Source organism: Sphingomonas sp. LHG3406-1 (genome assembly GCF_029637485.1).
Classification (GTDB): Bacteria; Pseudomonadota; Alphaproteobacteria; order Sphingomonadales; family Sphingomonadaceae; genus Sphingomicrobium.
The window spans coordinates 68,945-90,032 of sequence record NZ_CP069128.1 but is presented as its reverse complement, the minus strand read 5'-3'; the positions used below and the strand labels follow the sequence as shown (position 1 = coordinate 90,032).

Annotated in this window: 21 protein-coding genes; 11 read left to right on the top strand and 10 right to left on the bottom strand. The window is 67.6% G+C overall.

Annotation, left to right across the window (positions count from 1 at the left end):
- Positions 1-47 precede the first annotated feature (47 nt).
- Together JOY29_RS00465 and greB are read left to right on the top strand one after the other, a co-directional pair.
- On the top strand, positions 48-1,970 hold the full coding sequence (locus JOY29_RS00465) for a lytic transglycosylase domain-containing protein (RefSeq protein ID WP_300974236.1): 1,923 nt from the start codon (positions 48-50) through the stop codon (positions 1,968-1,970).
- Between the two features lie 9 nt (positions 1,971-1,979).
- The gene (greB, locus tag JOY29_RS00460) at positions 1,980-2,477 is read left to right on the top strand and encodes a transcription elongation factor GreB (protein ID WP_300974235.1); all 498 of its coding nucleotides are present in this window, start codon (positions 1,980-1,982) and stop codon (positions 2,475-2,477) included.
- Positions 2,478-2,688: 211 nt separating this feature from the next.
- Here greB and JOY29_RS00455 read toward each other — a convergent pair whose 3' ends face one another.
- Positions 2,689-3,021, bottom strand: a complete 333-nt coding sequence (locus JOY29_RS00455; RefSeq protein ID WP_300974234.1) for a GFA family protein — start codon at positions 3,019-3,021, stop codon at positions 2,689-2,691.
- Positions 3,022-3,208: 187 nt separating this feature from the next.
- Here JOY29_RS00455 and JOY29_RS00450 point away from each other — a divergent pair, with 187 nt between their 5' ends.
- The 5 genes from JOY29_RS00450 to JOY29_RS00430 all read left to right on the top strand — a co-directional run bounded on the left by JOY29_RS00450 (position 3,209) and on the right by JOY29_RS00430 (position 6,903).
- The gene (locus tag JOY29_RS00450) at positions 3,209-4,273 is read left to right on the top strand and encodes an endonuclease/exonuclease/phosphatase family protein (RefSeq protein WP_300974233.1); all 1,065 of its coding nucleotides are present in this window, start codon (positions 3,209-3,211) and stop codon (positions 4,271-4,273) included.
- Between the two features lie 90 nt (positions 4,274-4,363).
- Positions 4,364-4,537, top strand: a complete 174-nt coding sequence (locus JOY29_RS00445) for a DUF1328 domain-containing protein (protein ID WP_300974232.1) — start codon at positions 4,364-4,366, stop codon at positions 4,535-4,537.
- Between the two features lie 106 nt (positions 4,538-4,643).
- Positions 4,644-4,886, top strand: coding sequence for a hypothetical protein (locus tag JOY29_RS00440; RefSeq protein WP_300974231.1), 243 nt, complete (start codon positions 4,644-4,646; stop codon positions 4,884-4,886).
- Between the two features lie 163 nt (positions 4,887-5,049).
- On the top strand, positions 5,050-5,778 hold the full coding sequence (locus JOY29_RS00435; protein ID WP_300974230.1) for a ZIP family metal transporter: 729 nt from the start codon (positions 5,050-5,052) through the stop codon (positions 5,776-5,778).
- Between the two features lie 168 nt (positions 5,779-5,946).
- Positions 5,947-6,903, top strand: a complete 957-nt coding sequence (locus JOY29_RS00430; RefSeq protein ID WP_300974229.1) for an aspartyl protease family protein — start codon at positions 5,947-5,949, stop codon at positions 6,901-6,903.
- A 67-nt stretch (positions 6,904-6,970) separates the two neighbouring features.
- Here JOY29_RS00430 and aspS read toward each other — a convergent pair whose 3' ends face one another.
- Positions 6,971-8,767: an aspartate--tRNA ligase gene (gene aspS / locus JOY29_RS00425; protein ID WP_300974228.1), complete on the bottom strand. Its 1,797-nt coding sequence runs from the start codon at positions 8,765-8,767 to the stop codon at positions 6,971-6,973.
- 185 nt (positions 8,768-8,952) lie between these two features.
- Here aspS and rnd point away from each other — a divergent pair, with 185 nt between their 5' ends.
- The gene (rnd, locus tag JOY29_RS00420; RefSeq protein WP_300974227.1) at positions 8,953-10,131 is read left to right on the top strand and encodes a ribonuclease D; all 1,179 of its coding nucleotides are present in this window, start codon (positions 8,953-8,955) and stop codon (positions 10,129-10,131) included.
- Complete coding sequence (locus tag JOY29_RS00415) at positions 10,128-10,433, top strand: I78 family peptidase inhibitor (RefSeq protein WP_300974226.1); 306 nt, start codon at positions 10,128-10,130, stop codon at positions 10,431-10,433. Before rnd ends, JOY29_RS00415 begins: the two co-directional genes overlap by 4 nt.
- 3 nt (positions 10,434-10,436) lie before the next feature.
- Here JOY29_RS00415 and JOY29_RS00410 read toward each other — a convergent pair whose 3' ends face one another.
- The 4 genes from JOY29_RS00410 to JOY29_RS00395 are packed head-to-tail and all read right to left on the bottom strand — an operon-like array spanning position 10,437 to position 15,913.
- Positions 10,437-11,897, bottom strand: a complete 1,461-nt coding sequence (locus JOY29_RS00410; protein ID WP_300974225.1) for a Ppx/GppA family phosphatase — start codon at positions 11,895-11,897, stop codon at positions 10,437-10,439.
- Positions 11,894-14,038, bottom strand: coding sequence for an RNA degradosome polyphosphate kinase (locus JOY29_RS00405; protein WP_300974224.1), 2,145 nt, complete (start codon positions 14,036-14,038; stop codon positions 11,894-11,896). The genes JOY29_RS00410 and JOY29_RS00405 overlap by 4 nt, the downstream gene beginning before the upstream one ends.
- On the bottom strand, positions 14,035-14,661 hold the full coding sequence (locus JOY29_RS00400) for a DnaA/Hda family protein (protein ID WP_300974223.1): 627 nt from the start codon (positions 14,659-14,661) through the stop codon (positions 14,035-14,037). The genes JOY29_RS00405 and JOY29_RS00400 overlap by 4 nt, the downstream gene beginning before the upstream one ends.
- Position 14,662: 1 nt before the next feature.
- Positions 14,663-15,913 (bottom strand): heavy-metal-associated domain-containing protein, encoded by a 1,251-nt coding sequence (locus tag JOY29_RS00395; RefSeq protein WP_300974222.1) that lies wholly within the window; start codon positions 15,911-15,913, stop codon positions 14,663-14,665.
- Positions 15,914-15,976: 63 nt separating this feature from the next.
- Here JOY29_RS00395 and purM point away from each other — a divergent pair, with 63 nt between their 5' ends.
- Positions 15,977-17,062: a phosphoribosylformylglycinamidine cyclo-ligase gene (purM, locus tag JOY29_RS00390; RefSeq protein WP_300974221.1), complete on the top strand. Its 1,086-nt coding sequence runs from the start codon at positions 15,977-15,979 to the stop codon at positions 17,060-17,062.
- A 6-nt stretch (positions 17,063-17,068) separates the two neighbouring features.
- Positions 17,069-18,031 carry a phosphoribosylglycinamide formyltransferase gene (purN, locus tag JOY29_RS00385; RefSeq protein ID WP_300974220.1) on the top strand — a complete coding sequence of 321 codons (963 nt, stop codon included), beginning with the start codon at positions 17,069-17,071 and terminating at the stop codon, positions 18,029-18,031.
- Here the strand turns inward: purN and JOY29_RS00380 are convergent.
- The 4 genes from JOY29_RS00380 to JOY29_RS00365 form a co-directional block, all read right to left on the bottom strand.
- Positions 18,028-18,366, bottom strand: coding sequence for a hypothetical protein (locus JOY29_RS00380; protein WP_300974218.1), 339 nt, complete (start codon positions 18,364-18,366; stop codon positions 18,028-18,030). The genes purN and JOY29_RS00380 overlap by 4 nt on opposite strands.
- 121 nt (positions 18,367-18,487) lie before the next feature.
- Positions 18,488-18,910: a nucleoside-diphosphate kinase gene (gene ndk / locus JOY29_RS00375; RefSeq protein ID WP_300974217.1), complete on the bottom strand. Its 423-nt coding sequence runs from the start codon at positions 18,908-18,910 to the stop codon at positions 18,488-18,490.
- Positions 18,911-18,989: 79 nt separating this feature from the next.
- A complete protein-coding gene (locus JOY29_RS00370; protein ID WP_300974216.1) occupies positions 18,990-19,427 on the bottom strand; it encodes a DNA polymerase III subunit chi in 438 nt (145 codons plus the stop codon).
- Positions 19,428-19,512: 85 nt separating this feature from the next.
- Positions 19,513-20,985 carry a leucyl aminopeptidase gene (locus tag JOY29_RS00365; protein ID WP_300975560.1) on the bottom strand — a complete coding sequence of 491 codons (1,473 nt, stop codon included), beginning with the start codon at positions 20,983-20,985 and terminating at the stop codon, positions 19,513-19,515.
- Between the last annotated feature and the right edge of the window lie 103 nt (positions 20,986-21,088).

The window sequence follows — 21,088 nt, the reverse complement described above, 5'->3', positions numbered from 1 at the left end:
CGAATATGTCCAGCATGCGACGAGTGGCTTACCTTCTTCCCCTTGCCTTGATCGCCCCGACGTCGGGGTCGGCCCAGCTCGTGCCGCTGACGGGCGTGCAGGGCACCCAGCTCGCGCCGGTCAACGACGTCGGCTATGCGCTGAACGACTGGCGCCGGCTGCGGCAGCCCGGCAACTGGGCGTTCGCCGATTATGCCCGCTTCCTCATCGCCTATCCGGGCTGGCCGGGCGAGACGGCGATGCGCCGCTCCGCCGAGCGGGCGATGCGTCCGGGCGAGAATGCGGCCACCGTCATTGCCTTCTTCCGGAACGATCCGCCGGCAACGGCGACGGGTCATGCCCGGCTGGCGGAGGCTTTCGCCGAAGGCCGGCAGACCGAGGCGATCGCCGCGGCCCGCAGGGCGTGGAGCGCCTCCGGGCTTGCCGCGATGGACGAGATCGCCCTCTACCAGCGGTTCGGCGCCAGCTTCACCAGCGCCGACCATGACGCCCGGGTCGACCGGCTGCTGATCGATCGTGATCCGGACGATGCAGCGCGCATGCTGCCGTCGACCAGTGCCGCCCGCCGCGCCGTCTTTGCCGCGCGCATCGCCATGCAGAAGCGCTCGCCCGACACCGAGGCGCTCTACAATGCGGTGATCGGGCAGGTGACGATCGATGCCGGGCTGATGCAGGACCGGGTGCGTTACCTGCGCGAGGCCAACTGGCAGTCGGCCGCGCGTCAGCTGATGGCCCGTCCGCACCGCTTCACCTACCTGCCCGTCGACCCCGGCAAATGGTATGAGCTCAAGCGGATCGTCGCGCAGGATGCGGCCAACGACCGGCAGTTCGCCCAGGCCTATGAGATTGCGAGGCAGGTCGACGATGCGCTTCCGGCCGGCACGGCGCTGACCAGCCAGTCGCTGCAGGTGCGCGACGAATATACCAACCTCACCTGGCTTGCCGGGACGTTGGCGATGCGCGCGTTGAACCGGCCGGCCGAGGCGGTCGTCCTGTTCGACAAATACAGCCAGGGCGGCCGCTCGCTGCAGGTGCTGACCAAGGGCGCTTACTGGGCGGGCCGGGCAGCGGCGCAGGCCGGCCAGTTGCAGAACGCCACGACGCATTTCGCGCGCGCGGCCGCCTATCCCGACCTCTTCTACGGGCAGCTCGCCCACGAGCGGCTCGGACGGGCCATTCCAGTGCCGCTCGGTCAGCCGCAGCTGCTGCCCACACCTGCCCAGCGCACCGCCTTTGCGAACAAGCCGCTGGTCCGCGCGGTCCGGCTGCTTGGGAGCCAGGGCCGGCGGGACGAGCAGGCGCTGTTCGTCCGCTCCTTGTCGGAAGCGCTCGACAATGATGGCGACCGGCTGATCGCCACCGAGCTGTCGCGGCAGATCGGCCGGCAGGACCTTGCCGTCTGGACCGCGCGCAGTTCGCGCAACGACGGCAGTCCTTTCTACTTCCAGGCCGCCTACCCGACCATTTCGGGCGCCGGGATCAGCGAGGAATATCTCTGGAGCATCTCGCACGGCATTACCCGGCAGGAGTCGAGCTTCGACCGCACCGCGGTCAGCCATGCCGGCGCCCGGGGGATGATGCAGCTGATGCCGGGGACGGCCCGGGAGCAGTCGGGCAAGCTCGGCACGGGCTACGATCTTGGCCGGCTGACGTCGGATCCGGCCTATAACGTGATGCTCGGTTCTTCCTACTTCCGGCGGCTGTTGGACCAGTGGGGTGGCAATTACGTGCTGGCGGTGGCGAGCTACAATGCGGGCGCCGGCAACGTCCGCAAGTGGGTGAACCGCAACGGCGATCCGCGCCGTCCGGGGACCGACGTCATCGCCTGGATCGAGGACATCCCCTTTTCCGAAACGCGCGGCTATGTGCAGCGCGTGCTCGAGAATACGGTGGTCTACGACCGGATGAACCCGCGTTCGAGCAGCCCGCGGCAGCTCAGCCACTTCCTGGGCAAGTCGCGCCTCGGCTAAGGGCCGGGAATGAACGACCGACCGCGCTTCATCACGCCCGAAGGCCTCGCCCGCATCCGCGCGGAATATGAGCAATTGTTCGGGCAGGAGCGGCCGAAGCTGGTCGAGACGATCAGCTGGGCGGCGGGCAACGGCGACCGCAGCGAGAATGGCGACTACATCTACGGCCGCAAGCGCCTGCGGGAGATCGACCGGCGGCTGGGCTATCTGTCCAAGGTGATGAAGAACGCCAAGGTGGTCGATCCGGCCAACCAGACGGACCGGTCGGTGGTCCGCTTCGGCGCGACTGTCGAACTCGCCGACGAGGACGACAATCGCCGCACCCTGACGCTGGTGGGAGACGATGAAGCGGACGCGGGCGCCGGCCGGATCGCCTGGGGCAGTCCATTTGCAAGAGCGCTGGTCGGCGCGCGCGTCGGCGACGAACGGACGGTTCGGCTTCCGGCCGGCGAGAAGAGCTGGGAAGTGATGACGATCCTCTATCCCGAGGTCACGAACGTCTCATAGGGACGACATCCGATCGTGACCGCACCTCACTTGGGAAGAGGGTCACAATGAGGGTCACAGGCTGTGACCCTGTTTCGCGCCGGGGTTAGCAGGAAGGTGCAGCAAGGAGAAAGAGCCCAGCGGCGAACCGCTACGGTTAGTTGACCAGATGTAATCCTACATGGCAAGCGGTCCGGACTGGGCGGAAAGAAGACATTAGCGCCACGCCTGTTCAGCCGGCATTGTCAAACGTCCTGACCTCGACGGCGCTTTCATCAAAGTCATCGAGCAGGCGGGCATTGATGCCCATCTTTCCGAAGTCTTCGCCGAGAGATTGCCAGTGTGTGCCGCAGCCGCAGACCGGGCAATGGTGAATGCCGATCATCTTATCGCCCCAAACATAGGCCGTCGTTTCGCCGGAAACGCGGACCTGGTCCGGCGGGAAATAAGCCACCCGCCATGCAAGCCGACGGCAGAGCGAGCAGTTACAATCGGCAACCCATTCGGGCTTGCTCGGCAGCTCGATGTGCACCTTGCCGCAGTGGCAGCTTCCCTGAACGCTCATGGACTTTTGTAATCGCCGATCAGGAGTGCCCGCAATGGGTGAAGAAGCGGACATCCCAGGAGGCCGGCACGGCACCGCGCCGTCCCCGCCCTCGGAAGATCGACGTCAATGTGCTCGAACGAGGATGGAGACGGAACGTAGACCGGCACTGATCGTCTCGGGGTCAGTCGCAAGGGGATGAATTGCCATGATGTGGGCGAAGCGGGTGGTCTGGGCGCTGGGCCTGCTTCTTGCGGTAGCAACCTTTCTGCCGATCGCGTCGACCAACGAGTGGTGGGTTCGCATCTTCGACTTCCCGCGCGTGCAGATCGCAGCGCTGATCGCGATCGTGCTTGTCACACTCGTCGGCTTGAGAGCATGGCGAACCACCCGAAGCCTGCTTCTTGGCATCGCGCTGCTGGTCGCGCTGGCTTACCAGGTCGTGCGCATCTGGCCTTACACCCGCTTTGCCGAAGAGGAGGTGGCGACTGCGCCGGCATGCCCTTCGGCGGACCGCCTGCGATTGCTCGAGGCGAACGTGCTGCAGAGCAATCGCGACTCGGCCGCTCTTCTGTCTCTTGTTCGTGAGCAGCGGCCCGATGTGCTGCTGCTTACCGAGACGGACGACTGGTGGGCCCGGCAGACGCAGCCACTGCGTGCCGACCTTCCCCACGTCATCAGCGAGCCGCGCGGCAATACCTACGGAATGCTGCTGTTCTCGAGGCTGCCGCTTTCCGGCACGCAGGTGCGCTACCTCTTCAACCCCGATGTGCCCTCCATCCGAACCGAACTTGTGCTGTCCTCCGGCAAACGGATCGACCTTTATGCCATCCATCCCAAGCCGCCGCTTCCCGGACGCGACACCGGTGAGCGGGATGCCGAGATCGTCATCGTCGGCCGTGAGGTGCGCAGGCGAGCCCGCCCGGCAATCGTGGCCGGCGACCTCAACGATGTCGCCTGGTCGGACACGACGAGCCTGTTCCAGGAAGTGAGCGGATTGCTCGATCCGCGCGTCGGGCGGACCTTGATGCCGACCTACCCTGCCGACTTCCCGCTGCTGCGTTGGCCGCTCGACTACGTCTTCGTCTCGCCCGGTTTCCGCCTGACTCGCATGGAGCGGCTCGGTGATTTCGGGTCCGACCACCTGCCGGTACTGGTGGAGCTGTGCTCCGCCGGGGTCGAGGCTGGCAAGATCGAGCCACCCAGACTGGAAGCGGAGGTGCGTAGCCAGGTGCGGGAAACGATCGACGAGGCGCGCGAGGAGCGTGATTGAGGCCCGAACTCGGGGGCAAGGCGTGGCTCAGGCTTCCTCTACTCAGAACTATTGCGACGCAGCATCGTTCGTGAGTGGAGAGGATAAACCATGTTGAAATGGGCATTGCTTTTCGCTGTCGGCGCGCTGGTGCTGGCGGTACTGGGTTTTGGCGGTCTGGCGGGAGCCTTCATCGACATCGCACAGATACTCTTCTGGCTGGCTGTCGTGATCGCCGTGGTGCTCTTCGTGCTGGGCTTCACCGTCTACAAGAAGGTGACCTGAGCGCCAGCGGCCGTTGAACCGACGACGCTTGGCCCGGTTGCGCAGGCACCGGCGCCATCCCGAACCTTGAGTTTCCCCCGGTCCGTCCGGGGGAAAGGAGATTGAAATGGCAAACCTGCTCGGCGCCCTCATCGGGTCGGCCATTGACCGGCAGGACGGCGACAGCGGCATCAAGGGGATGATCATCGGCACCGTTGCTGAGACCGCCATCCGTGCCCTGGCGCCGGTCGTCGCCACCTATGCGCTCGGCTGGGCAGTCCAATATGGCATTCGCAAGGGCTGGCAGGCGCTGGTCGGCGACGATCCCGTCGATCGCGACACTGGACGGCTTCGCCCGCGCGAGGCCTGATCGTGGCCGGCGGGTCCGCCTCAGCGAAGACGTGGCCGGGCCCGTCGCTCGCCTTTCACTGCCGCCATCCTGCTACCGCGGCGAAAGCCCGCCGCGCAGAACTCGCCGCGGGGCAGCTTGGCAGCCGGATCTGCGCCACCGAGGCCTCGGTGGGCTTGTCGTAGTGAGCGCCTACCTGTCGGTGCTTGCACTGGCGCTGCTGCCGGTGCTGGGCAATCTGATCGGCACGGCAGCGGCCGAACTGTCGAGGACGCCGCGCTGGGTCATCGGGGCGGCCCTCCACGCCGCTGCAGGCGTGGCGGTGGCATTGGTGAGTGTCGACCTGATGCCCCGCATTCTCGCCACGACGGGAACGCTGCTGTTCCTGCTCATGTTCGTGCTTGGCGCGGCCCTGGCCTATCTTCTTGCGCAAGCCGCCTGCTGGGTGTCGCGCCGGGTCGAAGGCGGTAGCGCCGGGGCCTGGGTCGTTTACATGGCGACCGCTGCCGACCTGCTGAGCGACGGCCTGATGACCGGCGTCAGCAGCGCCGTCTCGCCGCAACTGGGCCTCCTGCTCGCCCTCAGCCAGGTCGTCGCCAACATCCCCGCCGGCTTCGCCGCGCTCAGCAACTTCCGCGCCCAGGAAGTTCCGCGACGCACCCGCCTGCTGTCCGCCGCGTCGTTTGTCATTCCGGTAATTGTCGGCGTAACCGTCGGCTTCACGCTCCTCAGGGGAGCCAGCGAAACCGCGCAGGACGCAGCCCTTGGAGTCATCGTCGGGATCCTGCTCGTCACTACGATCGAGGACCTGGTGCCGGAAGCCGACAAGCCCGGGACGAAGCGCCTGGTTTCCACTGCCGCGTTCGTCGGGGGTTTCATCTTCTTTGCGGTCCTAGCCTCCTACCTGGAATAGGCCGAGGGTGGATGGCTGTTGGAAAGTTGCGAGCGGGCGCGGCACTGCTGATGCCTTCGGGTCGATAGCAGTCAGTCGGACGAAGGCAGGACATGCCGCCGGTCGCGCTCGGTTGCCGTTGGCAGAGCACTGGTTGCGACTTCCCCGCGGTGCGGATCATAAGGGGGGATGATCAGAGCGGCGCAGCAGCTCATCCTTGTCGGGCTCCTCGTGGGGCTGGGCCTGTCCGGGGGGAGCCTTCCGGCCAAGGCCGCGCCGCCCCGCCTGCCGCTCGCCGAGATCGACGACTCGCTCGAGATCGAGGGTGAGGCGACCAAGGGCAATCTGCGCAACACGCGGATGCGACTGCCGGTGGAGGTCGAGGGCGCGGGGCCGTTCCGGTTCGTGATCGACAGCGGCGCCGACAAGTCGGTCGTCTCCACCCGGCTGGCGGAGCGGCTGCAACTGCCGGCGGCGGGTCATGCCATCCTGCTTGGCGTGACCGGGACCGAGCGGGTGCCGATGGTGAGCGTGTCGAGCCTCAGGATCGGGAGCAACGAGAAAGTCGCGCTTCGGCTTCCGGCGCTGAAGGCCGAGGACATCGGTGCGCACGGCCTGATCGGGATCGACGCGTTGCAGGGGCGCCGGCTGCAGCTCGACTTCGAAAAGGTGACGGCGACGCTGCAGAGTTCGCGGGCGCCGCAGCCGCGTGCCGCGCCCGACGAGATCATCGTCACCGCACGGCGCCGCTACGGCCAGCTGATTCTTGCTCGGATCAGAGTCGAGGGCATTCCCGTGCTGGCGGTCATCGACACCGGCACCGAGGTCACCATCGGCAACCTTGCGCTGCTGCAGCGGCTGAGCCGGCAAAGCGAGCGGACGGTCGTCATCAAGGGCGTCACCGGCACGTTGCGCGAGGCGAACATGGTCACCGTCAGCCGGTTCCGCATCGCCGACGTCGAGCTGACCCCGGTGGAGATGGCATTTCTCGACGTGGCGCCGTTCAAGCACCTCCAGCTCGATGGTCAGCCGGCGGTGCTGCTGGGCAATGACGTGCTGCAGGCGTTCGGCAAGGTGACGATGGACTTCGGCCGGCGGAAGGTCCGGTTCCAGAAGCGCTCGCGCCAGGCCGGCAATCGGGACTGATCGCCATCAGGTCGAAGGCCGGTCACGGATCGAGCCCGGGGTGGCCCCCTGGTGTGCGTGGCTCCGATCAGCCGATCGGCTGGGCGGCGTGTTCGCCGACGACCTTGATCGACAGCTCCTTGAGCTGCTTGGCGGTGACCGCGGCGGGCGCGTTCATCATCAGATCCTCGGCCTTCTGGTTCATCGGGAAGACCACCACCTCGCGGATGTTGGGCTCGCCCGCGAGCAGCATGACGATGCGGTCGATGCCCGGGGCCGACCCGCCATGCGGCGGCGCGCCATATTTGAAGGCGTTGATCATGCCCGAGAAGTTCGTATCCACCTGCTCCTGGGTGTAGCCGGCGATCTCGAACGCCTTGTACATGATGTCCGGACGGTGGTTCCGGATCGCGCCCGACGACAGCTCCACGCCGTTGCAGACGATGTCATACTGCCAGGCGAGGATGTCCAGGGGGTCCTTGGTTTCCAGCGCTTCCAGCTCGCCCTGCGGCATGGAGAAGGGGTTGTGCGAGAAGTCGATCTTCTTCGCATCCTCGTCATATTCGAACATCGGGAAGTCGACGATCCAGCAGAAGTCGAAGCGGTTCTCGTCGATGAGACCGAGGCTCTGACCGACGCGCGTGCGGGCGGCGCCGGCAAGCTTGGCGGCTTCGGTTTCCTTGGCGCTAGCGGCGAAGAACAGGCCGTCGTCGGGGCCGAGGCCGAGCTCGGCGGCCAGCCGGTCCATGCCGTCGGTGCCATGGTTCTTGGCGATGGGGCCGCCCCACTCCCCGCCCTTGCGGGTGGCGTAGCCGAGGCCGGCGAACCCTTCGCCGCGGGCCCATTCGTTCATGTCGTCGAAGAATTTGCGGCTCTTGTCGGCGGTGTTCGGGGCGGGGATGGCGCGGACGAAGCCGCCCTTGCCGACGATGGTCGAGAAGAGGCCGAAGCCCGAGCCCTCGAAATGCGCTCCGACGTCGCTGATCAGGATCGGGTTGCGCAGGTCCGGCTTGTCCGAGCCATATTTCAGCAGCGCTTCCCTGTAGGGGATGCGCGGGAAGGTGCCGGCCGGCGTGACGCTGCGGCCCTCGGCGAATTCCTCGAAGACGCCGGCGAGCACCGGCTCGATCGCGTTGAAGACGTCGTCCTGGGTGACGAAGCTCATCTCGAAGTCGAGCTGGTAGAATTCGCCTGGGGACCGGTCGGCGCGGGCGTCCTCGTCGCGGAAGCAGGGCGCGATCTGGAAATAGCGGTCGAAGCCGGCGACCATCAGCAGCTGCTTGAACATCTGCGGCGCCTGCGGGAGGGCGTAGAACTTGCCGGGGTGGACTCGGCTGGGGACGAGATAGTCGCGTGCGCCTTCGGGGCTCGACGCGGTCAGGATCGGGGTCTGGAACTCGGTGAATCCCTGCGCGACCATGCGGCGGCGGATGCTGGCGATGACGTTTGAGCGCAGCATGATGTTGGCGTGGAGCCGCTCGCGGCGAAGGTCGAGATAGCGATACTTGAGCCGGATCTCCTCGGGATATTCCTGCTCGCCAGCGACCGGCATCGGTAGTTCGGCCGCCTGGCTCTGGATCGTCACGCCGCGCGCGAAGACCTCGATGTCGCCGGTCGGCAGGTTGGCGTTGGTGGTGCCTTCCGCGCGCGCCTTGACGCTGCCGTCGATGGTGACGACGCTCTCGACCTTCAGCTTATCGAGGATCGGCAGGGCCGGGCTGTCGCTGTCGGCGACGACCTGGGTGATGCCGTAATGGTCACGAAGGTCGACGAACAGCACGCCGCCATGGTCGCGCTTGCGATGGATCCAGCCGGAGATGCGGACGTCGCTTCCGACGTCAGTGCCGCGAAGCTGGCCGCAATGATGGGTGCGATAGGCGTGCATATCTAGGTCTCGCTCAACCGTCATCCCGGGCTCGACCCGGGATCCCGCTTCCTTCTGACCGGCAGAAGGGAATATGCGGGACCCCGGATCAAGTCCGGGGTGACGAGATTTGGAAAGTTGCCGCGCCCCTCTCCCACCCCTCCCCTTTTGTCAACTTGGAGACAGGCCGCTACAGCGCTCCCCACATGAAGATTCATCCCCTGATTACCGATAGCGCCGAGCTTGCCGCGCTGGTCGAGCGCCTGTCCGCCCACGACTTCGTCGCCGTGGACACGGAGTTCATGCGCGAGAGCACCTACTGGCCCGAGCTGTGCCTGATCCAGATCGCCTCGCCCGACGAGGCGGCGGCGGTCGACCCGATGGCCGACGGGATTGACCTCAAGCCCCTGTGGGACCTGCTCGTCCACAATGAGGACGTACTCAAGGTCTTCCATGCCGGCGGCCAGGATCTCGAGATCGTCCACAACATGACGGGCAAGACGCCCCAGCCCCTGTTCGACACGCAGATCGCCGCCATGGCGCTCGGCTATGGCGAGCAGGTCGGTTATTCGAACCTGATCGAGTCCATGCTCGGCCATGCGCTCGACAAGGGCGCGCGCTTCACCGACTGGAGCCGGCGGCCGCTCGACAAGCGCCAGATCGACTATGCGATCGGCGACGTCACGCACCTCGCGACCATCTTCCCGCGCATGGTGTCCAAGCTGAAGAAGACCGGCCGTGGCATCTGGCTGGACGAGGAGATGGAGCGGCTGGCCGATCCGTCGAGCTTCGCCTTCGATCCCGAGGATGCGTGGAAGCGGCTGAAGCTGCCGAGCCGCAATCCGGCGGTGCTTGGGCGCCTCAAGGTGCTTGCCGCGTGGCGCGAGAAGGAAGCGCGGGGCAAGAACCTCCCGCGAGGCCGGATCGTCAAGGACGACACTTTGGCCGACCTCGCCGGCCATCCGCCCAAGACCCAGGACGACCTTGGCAAGGTGCGCGGCCTGTCGGCGGGCTGGAAGAACAACGAGATCGGCGCGCGGCTGATGGCGGCGCTGGAAGGCGCGCAGCCGCTCGGGCCCGAGGAACTACCGGAGCGCGGGCCGAGCCGGCCGGGGCTGACCAAGGATGGCGCGCTGGTCGCCGACCTCCTCAAGCTGCTGCTCAAGATCAAGGCCAAGGAGACCGGAGTCGCCGCCCGCCTGATCGCCCGCTCGGACGAACTGGAGGCGCTGGCGGCCGGCGTTCGCAAGGACCTCGCCATCCTGTCGGGCTGGCGGTTCGAGGAATTCGGACGCGACGCGCTGGACCTGGTCGAGGGGCGGCTCGCCTTTGCGACCCGCAACGGCAAGCTCAAGATGACCCGCAGCCTGGAGGAAGCCGAATGATCCGCCTGTCCATCCCCGCCCTGCTCGGCGCAAGCCTCACCGCCTGCGCGACCGCCCAGCCGGGGTCGGCCTACCCCGGCGGCAACAGCGCCGACCGCTACGTCTGCCGCAACACCATGCTGGAGCAGTTCGTCGGCCAGCCGGCAACCGCCGACCTTGGCCTGCAGATCATCCGCGCGTCGGGCTCCAAGACCCTGCAGTGGGTCGCGGCCGGCATGATGGTCACGATGGAATTCCGCGCGGACCGCGTTCGCATCTACCTCGACGAGCAGAACAAGGTGCAGCGGGTCAGCTGCGGCTGATCCTCAGCCGACTTCCAGCCGCGCGCCGCAGCCCATCAGCGAGGCCAGCTGCCGGTGGCGGCGGGCGGCGATATCGCTGTAGAGGGCACGGTCCTTGGCCTTGAGCCGAAGCACCACCTCCCCCTCTTCGAGGGCGATGGAGCAGCGTGAGAGCAGTCGCTCGGTGCCGCCCGACAGGCGCTGGGCAAGGCGGATGGCGGCGCCCCACCGGCCGGCGTGATCGAGCACCCGCTGCTCGACCAGTTGCGCAAGCGCCGGATTGAACGGCCCGTCGCCGCCGAACGCGGCCCAGAGGGTGCGGCCGATGATCGTCCGGCCCAGGGCGTCGATCCCGACCCAATTGCCATGGACGCCCATGTCGACCGCCCACAAGGCGCGGAAGTCCGGATGCGCTTCCCAGGCGACGTCGGCGAGCAGGCAGGCAGCAAGGCGCAGGCGGCTGGCCGATGGGTCGTCGTCGGGGAAGATCGGCGCGATCCAGGCGTCCAGCTCCGCGCCATGGTCGCCGAAACGGCCGAGCTTCTCGCCCGCTTCGAGCGCGGCGACGAGCAAGGGGTCCTCGGCCCTGCGATCGGCGGCGAGATGATCGTAGAGCAGGCCTTCGCGAAGGCCATAGGCGCTGGCGACGGCGCGCGCCGGCTCGAGCACGCGGAACAGGGCTTCCAGCACCGCCGCCGCGGCGCCGAGCGTCTGCGAACGCGTGGTCGACAGGCCGAAGCGGGATTTGAGTTGCTCCGGCTCGGTGCCGCGAACCAGCTGCCGCACCTCCCGCGCACGGATGGCGTCGAGGGCATGGCCGTGAACGATGTGAAGCGGATAGTCGGACGATTGCTGGTCGAGCTGGACGAAGGCGCGAAAGGAGCCGCCGACGAGGTAGAGCGTGCGCTCGGCGGCGGCGGCGAGGATCGCCGGCGGCACCGATTTCTTGAGGATCGTCGCGATCTGCTTGGCGCTGGCATCGGGCCCGACCCGAAGCACGCCGAGCGGAAGCGAGATGCCGGGGCCAGGCTTGCCGTCAGCGACCGGGGTGAGCTCGAGGCTTCCGCCGCCGAGATCGGCGACCACGCCGCGGGCGGTCGGGATGGCAGAGATGACGCCGAGCGCCGCCAGCCGGGCCTCCTCCTCGCCGCTGATGACGCTGGGCTCGATTCCGGCCTTGCGGGCTCGGGCGAGGAATTCGTCGCCATTGTCGGCGTCGCGCACGGCTGCGGTCGCGACCACGTCAAGGCGCTTCAGCTTCATCTCGCGGGCGAGCAGGCGGAAGCGGGCAAGCGCGGCCAGAGCCTGGTCCATCGCCTTGTCCGGAAGCCGCCCTGTCGACGCCAGTTCGCGCCCGAGGCCGGCGGAGACCTTCTCGTTGAAGAGGGTCGAGGGCACGCGCTCCGTTCCGGCGTAGGCGACGAAGCGGATCGAGTTGGAGCCGATGTCGATGATCCCGACCGGGCCGAAGGAGCCCCGCTTCACCCGCCCTGCTCCAGCTTCAACTTGGGCACCTTCTTCCCCTCCAGCGCCTGGCCGCGCCCGGAGAGCGACGGATTGGTCATGAAATAGGTATGCAGGTTGAAGGGCTTCTTGCCCGGGTCGACCCGCGTGTAGTGGCCCTCGCCGTCGAGGGTCCAGCTCTGCTCATTGTCGATGAGGTTGGCGACCATCACCTGGTCGAGCACCTGCGCGTGGACGGTCGGGTTCTCCAGCGGAACGGCGACCTCGACCCGGCGGTCGAGGTTGCGCGGCATCCAGTCGGCCGAGGAAATGAACAGCCGCGCCTTGGCATTGGGCATGCGGGCGCCATTGGCGAAGCACCAGACCCTGCTGTGCTCGAGGAAACGGCCGACGATCGACTTGACCCTGATGTTGGACGACAGGCCGGGAATGCCCGGGCGGAGACAGCAGATGCCGCGCACCACGAGGTCGATCTTCACCCCCGCCTCGCTCGCCTCGTAGAGCTTGTCGATGATCGCCGGATCGACGAGGCTGTTCATCTTGGCCCAGACGGCGGCGGGCTTGCCGGCGCGGGCGTTGGCGATCTCCGAGTCGATCCAGCCGGACAGCTTCTCGCGCAGGTTGACCGGGCTCATCGTCAGCAGTTCCAGCCCCTTGGGTGGAACGTAGCCGGAAATGAAGTTGAACAGCTTGGCCGCATCGCGCGCGGCGCGCTTGGAGGCGGTGAAGAAGCTGAGGTCGGTGTAGAAGCGCGCCGTCGTCGGGTGATAGTTGCCGGTCCCGAAGTGGCAGTAGGTGCGATAGGTGCCGCCTTCGCGGCGCACGACCATCGACACCTTGGCATGGGTCTTCCACTGGGTGAAACCATAGACGACCTGGACTCCGGCCCGCTCCAGACGCGAAGCCCAGAGCAGGTTCTGCTCCTCGTCGAAACGGGCCTTGAGCTCGACCACCGCGGTCACCGACTTGCCGGCTTCGGCGGCAGCGACCAGCGCGTCGATGATCGCCGACTGCTTGCCCGCGCGGTAAAGCGTCTGCTTGATCGCCAGCACATCGGGATCGCTGGCGGCCTGGCGAAGGAAGGCGACCACCACGTCGAAGCTTTCGTAAGGGTGGTGGACGACGATGTCCTTGCCGCGGATCGCGGCGAAACAGTCGCCGCCATGCTCCTTGATCCGCTCGGGAAAGCGCGGCGTGTAGGGTTTGAAGCGAAGCTCGGGATGACCTTCGTCCTCGACCAGCTGGCCAAGGTCGGTGATGCCGATGAAGCCGGAGCTTTCGGCGATCAGCGCGTGTTCCGCGCCGAGACCTTCGCGCACCAGCAGCTCGAGGTCGGACGGAGTCCCGCTCGAGAATTCGAGCCGGATGACCCGGCCGCGGCGGCGCTGCTTGATGGCCGAGCGGAAGTGGCGGACCAGATCCTCGGCATCCTCCTCGATCTCGATGTCGGTGTCGCGCAGGACACGAAAGGCGCCGGCGCCGATCAATTCGAAGCCGGGGAAGAGCAGATCGAGATTGGCGGTGATCGCATCGTCGATCGCGATGAAGCGGCTTTGCTGCCCGGGCAGTCGAAGGAAGCGCGGCACCGACGCGGGGATCATCAGCACTTCGCTGACCGCTTCGCCGTCGGCAGTGTCGACCATCGAAAAGACCAGCGCGAAGCCGAGGTTGGGCACGAAGGGGAAGGGATGCGACGGGTCGACCGCCTGCGGCGTCAGCACCGGCAGGATCTGCTCGGAAAGCTGGGTCCGGAGCCAATCCCGTTCCTTGGCGTGGAGGCCGGAGGGCGCGACCACCTCGACCCCGGCCTTGCCGAGCAGGTCGGACAGCTCGAGCCAGGTCCGCTGCTGCTCGGCGATCAGCACATCGGCATCCTCGCTTATCCGCTCGAGCTGCTGGGTCGGGGTGCGGCCGTCGTAGCTGCGATGCTCGGTCGCTTCGAGCTGATGCTCCTTGAGTCCGGCGACGCGTACCGAGAAGAACTCGTCGAGGTTGGAGCCGCTGATCGACAGGAAGCGGAGCCGTTCGAGCAGAGGATGCGCAGGATTGGCCGCCTCTTCCAGCACGCGCCGGTTGAAGGCCAGCCAGGATACCTCGCGGTTGAAGTAGCGGCTCTCGCCTTCCTGGAGGCCGCTGCCCCTGATGTCGGCCGGCGCATTCACTCGTCGGATCCCCCGTCGATCAGCCCGCCGGCGATGAGCGCGCGGCGGACGGTGGGCAGGGTCAGCCGCGCATTGCTGGCGATGGCGAAACGGTCGATCGCATCGACCACGCGCTCGGCGGTCCAGTAATCGCGGGTGACCCGGCTGACGACATAACGCAGCGCTTCGTCGGGAAGGTGCAGACCGCGGTCCGCGAACAGGCGGCGGATGAGCGAGGCGAACAGCGCGTCGTCGGGCTGCTCGATGGTGACTACCGGAGTCACCGCCAGCCGGGTACGGAGATCGGGCAGAGTCACTTGCCAGGCAGGCGGCGCGCGGTCGGCGACCAGCACCAGCGGCTTGCCCGTTTCCTGCGCCTGGTTCCAGGCATGGAACAGCGCTTCCTCTTCATGCGCGTCGGCGGGGTCGAACAGGCGCCCGCCGACCCGCGCGACGAAGTTGCGGGCGAGGAGCGATCGGCCGGAGCGCCTCGGGCCGGTGAGGATTGTCGCCCTGACCGGCCAGCTCGCCCAGCGGCGAAAATGGTCGAACGCCGCCTCGTTGGCAGTGCTGACGATGAACCGGCTGTCGTCGCTACCCTGCGGCCAGTCGAGCGGAAGCGCGATCTGGTCGGGCGGCCGCACCTTATTGCTCCTCGCGATTCGTGGCGGTCGGGACGAGCGGCTCGGCCGGTGCGGGCTGCGGCGCGGGCGCCGGCTGGGCCGGAGGCGCGGCGGGCCTTGGCGGCGCGTAACCGGTGATGGTGAAGACGCCGCTGGCATTGCTGGTCTGCCAGCCGCGGGCGTTGAGCGCGCCGGCGAGCTGGCCGGCGGATCCGCGATAGCGGACCACCAGCACCTGGCTGCCGATCTCCTGAACCGAGGCGACGCCGGGAATGGAGCGCAGCCAGCCGACCGGCGAATAAGGCGAGGTGACGGCGATCTGGATCACCTGTTCGCGCGATTCTTCCTCTTCCTCTTCCTCCTCGACGACTGGCGGCGGCGGCGGGGGCAGCAGGCTCGGGTCGGGCTGGAGCGCGCCGGCGGCGAGCCAGCGCGTGTAGAGGGCGTCCATCTGGCGGACGCCTTCGGCCATCATGCGCGGCAGGTCGGCGCTGCTTTCGGCGCGCAGGGTGAAGCTGCCGAGCAGTTCCTGGTCGGGTCCGAAGCTGCCGGAGAAGGTCGCGACGGTGGGACCGCCGGGGTAGAGGCGGCGGACGTGGGCGGTGGCCACCAGCACGTCGGCGGCGCCGTAGAAATCGACGAGGTTCCTCCACATCGCCCGCCCCGGCCGCCGCACCTGCGCGGCCGTCACCAGCAGCGGATCGATGCCCTGGCCCGAGATGCGGACGTAATCGATGGCGCTGTTAGCCGTGCGATATTCCGCCCAGGCCCGCTGCCAGGGATTGCGCAGTTCCACGGTGGTGGCGGTGCCGCCGCTGATCATGACCGGGATCAGCAGCAACGGCGCCGACCGCCGCACCGGGCCCGATGCACCGAGTAGCGCGGCCGAGCGGGAGCGGTCGAACAGGATGGTGAGGTTGGCCAGGTAGCGGCCGGGCGCAATCTGCTCGTCCTCGATGGCGATCGAACTGACGATGCCGTCGAGCGTCGAATCCGGCACCTTGGGCGCCTGCGCCTCAGGCTGCTTGTGGATCTGCGCCCACAATTTGGCGAATCCGCGCCGCTGGGCAAGGCGCCAGCCGGCCAGGCGTGCCGTCTCCGCATCCTTGCCGGCGACGTCGACCCTGATGCCGCCAATCTCTAGCGTGCTCGCACTGTCGATCGGCGGAATTCCGCGCTCACCACTTTCGAGCTGAGCCAGCGACATGCCGCCGCCACCCAGCGCCAGCAGGATTAGCAGCGAGAGGAAAAGGCCGAAGCGGCGGCTCGTCATGCGGGCCCTCAAAGCAGCTTGGGGCTCGATTTCCAAGGCTCTTGTGGGCTAGGCGGTGCGGCCATGGGGCTGACATACGAACAAGCCGGCGTGAACATCGCCGCGGGCAATGCCTTGGTGAAGGCGATCGCGCCGCTGGCGCGGGCGACACGGAGGCCCGGCGCGGATGCCGATCTCGGCGGCTTCGGGGGTTTCTTCGACCTCAGGGCAGCGGGCTTCACCGACCCGATCCTGGTTGCCGCCAACGACGGCGTTGGCACCAAGCTCAAGCTTGCGATCGATCTTGGACGCCACGACGGCGTCGGGATCGATCTTGTCGCCATGTGCGTCAACGACCTCGTGGTGCAGGGCGCCGAACCCTTGTTCTTCCTCGACTATTTCGCGACCGGCAAGCTCGACAACGGAGTTGCCGAGGCAGTGGTCGCGAGCATCGCCGCTGGCTGCATCCAGGCGGGCTGCGCGCTGATCGGCGGTGAGACAGCCGAGATGCCGGGCATGTATGCGGCCGGCGACTACGATCTCGCCGGCTTTTGCGTCGGCGCCGTCGAGCGCGGGCAGCAACTGACCGGTGGCGCAATCCAGCCGGGCGACGTGCTGCTCGGCCTGGCGAGCTCGGGCGTCCACTCCAACGGCTTCAGCCTCGTTCGCAAGCTGATCGAAGTGAATGGCTGGAAGCTGGATCGCCCTGCCCGCTTCGACTCCGAACGGCTGCTCGGGGATATTCTACTCGAGCCGACCCGAATTTATGTGAAGAGCCTGCTCCCCGAAATCCGGGTCGGGCGAATCCGCGGGCTTGCCCACATTACCGGCGGCGGCCTGCTCGAGAATATACCCCGGGTTCTGCCCGACGGCTGCCATGCCAAGGTCGACGCCGACGCCTGGCCGCTCCCGCCCCTCTTCTCCTGGCTGCAGGCCGGCGGAAACATCGAGCCGGAAGAACTCGCCCGCACGTTCAACTGCGGCATCGGCATGGTCGTCGCGGTGGCGGAGAGCGACGCGGAGGCGGTGGCGGCGGCGCTGACGGATGCGGGCGAGACGGTCCACCGCATCGGCATGGTCGAGGCGGGTCAGCGCGGCTGCACCGTGCGGGGATCGGACGAGACGTGGAGCGGCCGCGGCTGCTGGAGCGCCACGCACCATCATGGCTGAGCCGGCGTGACCAGGGCCCGAGTCGCCGTCGTGATCTCGGGCGAGGGCAGCAACATGGCGGCTTTGCTCTACGCCAGCTGCCTGCCCGGCAGCCCTTTTGAAGTGGTGCTGGTCGCTTCGAACAATCCTGACGCGCCGGGGCTGACGCTGGCGCAAGGGGAAGGTGTCGCCACCTGGTCCCTCTCCCACAAGGGCCTGTCGCGGGAGGCGTTCGACGAGGCGCTGCATCAGGCGATAGCAAGCGCCCGGCCCGACGCGGTGGCGCTGGCCGGCTATATGCGACTGCTGACGCCAGGCTTCGTTCAGCGCTGGCGAGGTCGGCTACTCAACATCCATCCGAGCCTGCTGCCCAGGTATCGCGGCCTCGACACGCACCAGCGGGCGCTCGAGGCGGGCGATGCCGAAGGCGGCTGTTCGGTCCACCTCGTGACCGAGGAAGTGGATGCCGGCGAGGTGCTCGGCCAGATTGCGGTCGCGATCCAGTCCGACGACACGCCAGAGAGCCTTGCCGCGCGAGTCCGCCTTGCCGAGCACCAGCTCTATCCGGCCACGCTCGCCGCCTATGTCTCGCGGCATCAGGATGCCGGCTGGATCGAGGCGCGCGTCGACGAGATCGCGCGCGAGCTTCCCGAGGTCTCCCGCAAGACCAGCCATGGCGCGCCCGGCTGGGCAGTCGGCACGGAGAAGACGGCCAAGCTGTTCGCGATCATCGCCGACCGGCACCATGGTGAAGAAGCGATCGGCCTGCTGGTCAAGGCGAGCGGCGCGGACGAGATGAACGGCCTGATCGAGGCCGATCCCGGGCTCTACTACTGGCCCAAATATTATGGCGCGAGCGGTTGGCTCGGGCTGAAGCTCAACCGGCCCGACACGGACTGGACGCAGGTGCGAGACTGGCTCGAGCGTAGTTGGCAGGCGGCCGCCCCGCCACGCCTTACGAAACTGATGCGGGCCGCGGAGGAGTTCTAGCGAATGGTCCCGAGCCGTTTGCCGCGGGCGATGGCCTTTACCACTTCGACCCGGGCGCGCAGTTCGGCTTCTTCTGCCGCGGTCAGGCCGCCGGCCGCATAGCGTTCCTCGAGCCGGCCGATCTCGCGCGCCTCGCGCTTCAGTTCGCGAGCCTCGCGCCGGCTGAGTTCGCCGCGCTGCCTGCCTTCCTCCACCTCGCGGCGAAGGGCGCGGAGGTCGGGCGCGGTGGTCGGATGCCAGCCTGGAAGTACACGCACCGGCGGCGCGGGAGGACCGGCAATGCCGGTGCTTGCTGGATAGAGCGCCGCGGCGGCAAGCAGGGCGAGCAGGCTCATGAACAATCCCCGTCTTCTGTGACGGGAGCGAAACTAGCGGCGCGCACGCTGAACCTGGAATGAAAGAGGCCCGCCGGATTGGGTCCGACGGGCCTCCGATGACTTCGCCTTGGGAAGAGGCTTAGCCGACGATCTCGTCGGCCGAGAAGAAGAAGTCGATCTCGATCGCCGCATTCTCTTCCGAGTCCGAACCATGGACCGAGTTGGCCTCGATCGATTCGGCGAGTTCCTTGCGGATAGTGCCAGCTTCCGCGTTGGCGGGGTTGGTCGCGCCCATGACGTCGCGGTTGCGCTTCACGGCGTCTTCGCCCTCGAGCACCTGAACCACGACCGGGCCCGAGGTCATGAAGGCGACCAGGTCGTTGAAGAAGGGACGCTCGCGATGGACGCCATAGAAGCCCTCGGCCTGCTCGCGCGTCATCTGGATGCGCTTGGACGCGACGACGCGCAGGCCGGCTTCCTCCAGCATCTTGGTGACGGCGCCGGTCAGGTTGCGGCGGGTGGCGTCGGGCTTGATGATCGAGAAGGTGCGCGTCACGGCCACGGGGGAAGCTCCGTTGTTATGGTTGATGGTCTTTGAGAATTGGCCGCGCCCCTAGCGGGCACGGCCGGAACAGGCAAGCTCAGGCCTTCCGCATCCAGCGCCCGTCCTCGCGCGCCCAGTAGCGCCGCTCCACCCCATCGCGGCCGGCGAGCAGCTTCCAGGCGAGCCGGGCCCCTTCCAGATGCGCTTCGTCGAACAGGTGGAAGGCACGGTCGAAGGTCAGCGCGGCCTCCCGCCATTCGCCGTCGGCGATCAGCAGGTTGCGGGCCTGGTTCGCGGGGTCGGGCGTGGTCGACAGCAGGATGGGCTGGCGCGTCTCGTCCGCGCCGCCGGCGATGCCGTGAGGGAGGAAGCTCAACGGGCCCGCATCCCACAGCAGCCGGTCGAGCCGGTGGAGCGCACCCTCGTCCTCCATCACCACCAGCAGCCGCCCGCCCTCGTCCAGCAGGCGCTGGGCGATGGCGGCGATCACCTCGTCGAGCGGGCTTCCGGCGAGCTGGTAGAAGTCGACTTTCAAAGGCCGCTCTCCTGCGAAGGCAGGAACCCAGTTCCTTCAACCCCAGCGCCGAAGAGCACTGGGTCCCTGCTTTCGCAGGGGAACATCACTCCGCCACCAACTCCACGAAGCGGTCGAGCAGGCGCACGCCGAAGCCAGTGGCGCCCTTGTCGAAGGTGGTGCCGGGCTTGTCCGACCAGACCGTGCCGGCGATGTCGAGATGGGCCCATTCGGTGCCCTCCTCGACGAAGCGGGCAAGGAACTGGGCGGCGGTGATCGAGCCGGCTTCGCGCGGACCGACGTTCTTGATGTCGGCGATCGGGCTGTCGATCAGCCGGTCGTAGGCCTCTCCGAGCGGCATCCGCCACAGCTTGTCGCCAGTCTCCTTGGCCGCGACCAGCAGCTCGCCCGCAAGCGTGTCGTTGTTCGAAAAGAGGCCGGCATGCTCGTGGCCGAGCGCGACCAGCATGGCGCCGGTGAGGGTGGCGAGGTCGACCAGCCGCCTGGCGCCGATCTCGCGCTGGGCATAGGTAATGACATCGGCGAGGACGAGGCGGCCTTCGGCGTCGGTGTTGATGACTTCGATCGTCTGGCCGTTCATGGAGGTGACCACGTCGCCCGGGCGCGTCGCGCTGCCCGACGGCATGTTCTCGACCAGCCCGCACAGGCCGACCACATTGGCCCTGGCCTTGCGTTTAGCGATGGCGAGCATGGCACCGGCGACCGCGCCCGCGCCGCCCATGTCCCACTTCATCGCTTCCATGCCGGCCGCCGGCTTGATCGAGATGCCGCCGGTGTCGAAGGTCACGCCCTTGCCGATCAGGGCCAGCGGCTTGTCGCCCTCGGCCCCGCCGTTCCAGCGCATGATCAGCAGCCGCGGCTCGCGCACCGTGCCCTGGTTGACGCAAAGGAGCGAGCCCATGCCGAGCTTCTCCATCTCGGCCTGACCGAGCGCTTCGACCACCAGCCCGCTGCCCTCCGCCGCCTTGCGCACGCGCTCGACGAAGGTTTCGGCATAGATGATGTTGGCCGGCTCGGTGACCAGTTCGCGAGTGAGCTTGAGGCCGTCGAGCACGGCTGAATAGCGCTCGTTCCACCGTTCTTCCGAACCCTTGGGGGCGCCGACGATGATCAGCTCCTCGAGGCTGACCTTCTGCTTTTCCTTGAGCCGGGTGCGATAGCGGTCATGCCGCCAGCCGCGGGCAGCGGCGCCGAGCGCGAGGCGGGCGGCCGCATCGGCGTCGAAGGCGGCGCCGGTGAGGTCGATGGCGACGGTGCGCTCGCCGGAGGTCAGGAGCCGGCCGACCGCCGCGCCGCCAAGCTTCTCGGCCGCGGCGCCGTCCTTGGCCGATCCGGTGCCGACGAGCAGCAACCGGCGGACCGGGCTGCTGCCATCACCGCCAACGAAGGTCTCGGCGACCGCTCCGCTCTCGCCCTCGAAGCGCTGGGCGCGAGCAGCGGCCTCGACCACCGCGCGCGCGTCGCCGAGGGACGCGAGATTGCCCCGGTCCGCGCCCGCGACCGGCAGGACAAGTGCATGATTGCTGGAGGGAAGCTGGTCGGCGAAACGGATCTGCATGGGAATGGTCACCTGCATGAGCGGGAAGCGCGGGGATGGATGCGGCATCTAAGGAGGCGGCAGGGCGCTGCCAAGCCCGTTGCCCCTGCCCGCCCAAGCTGCA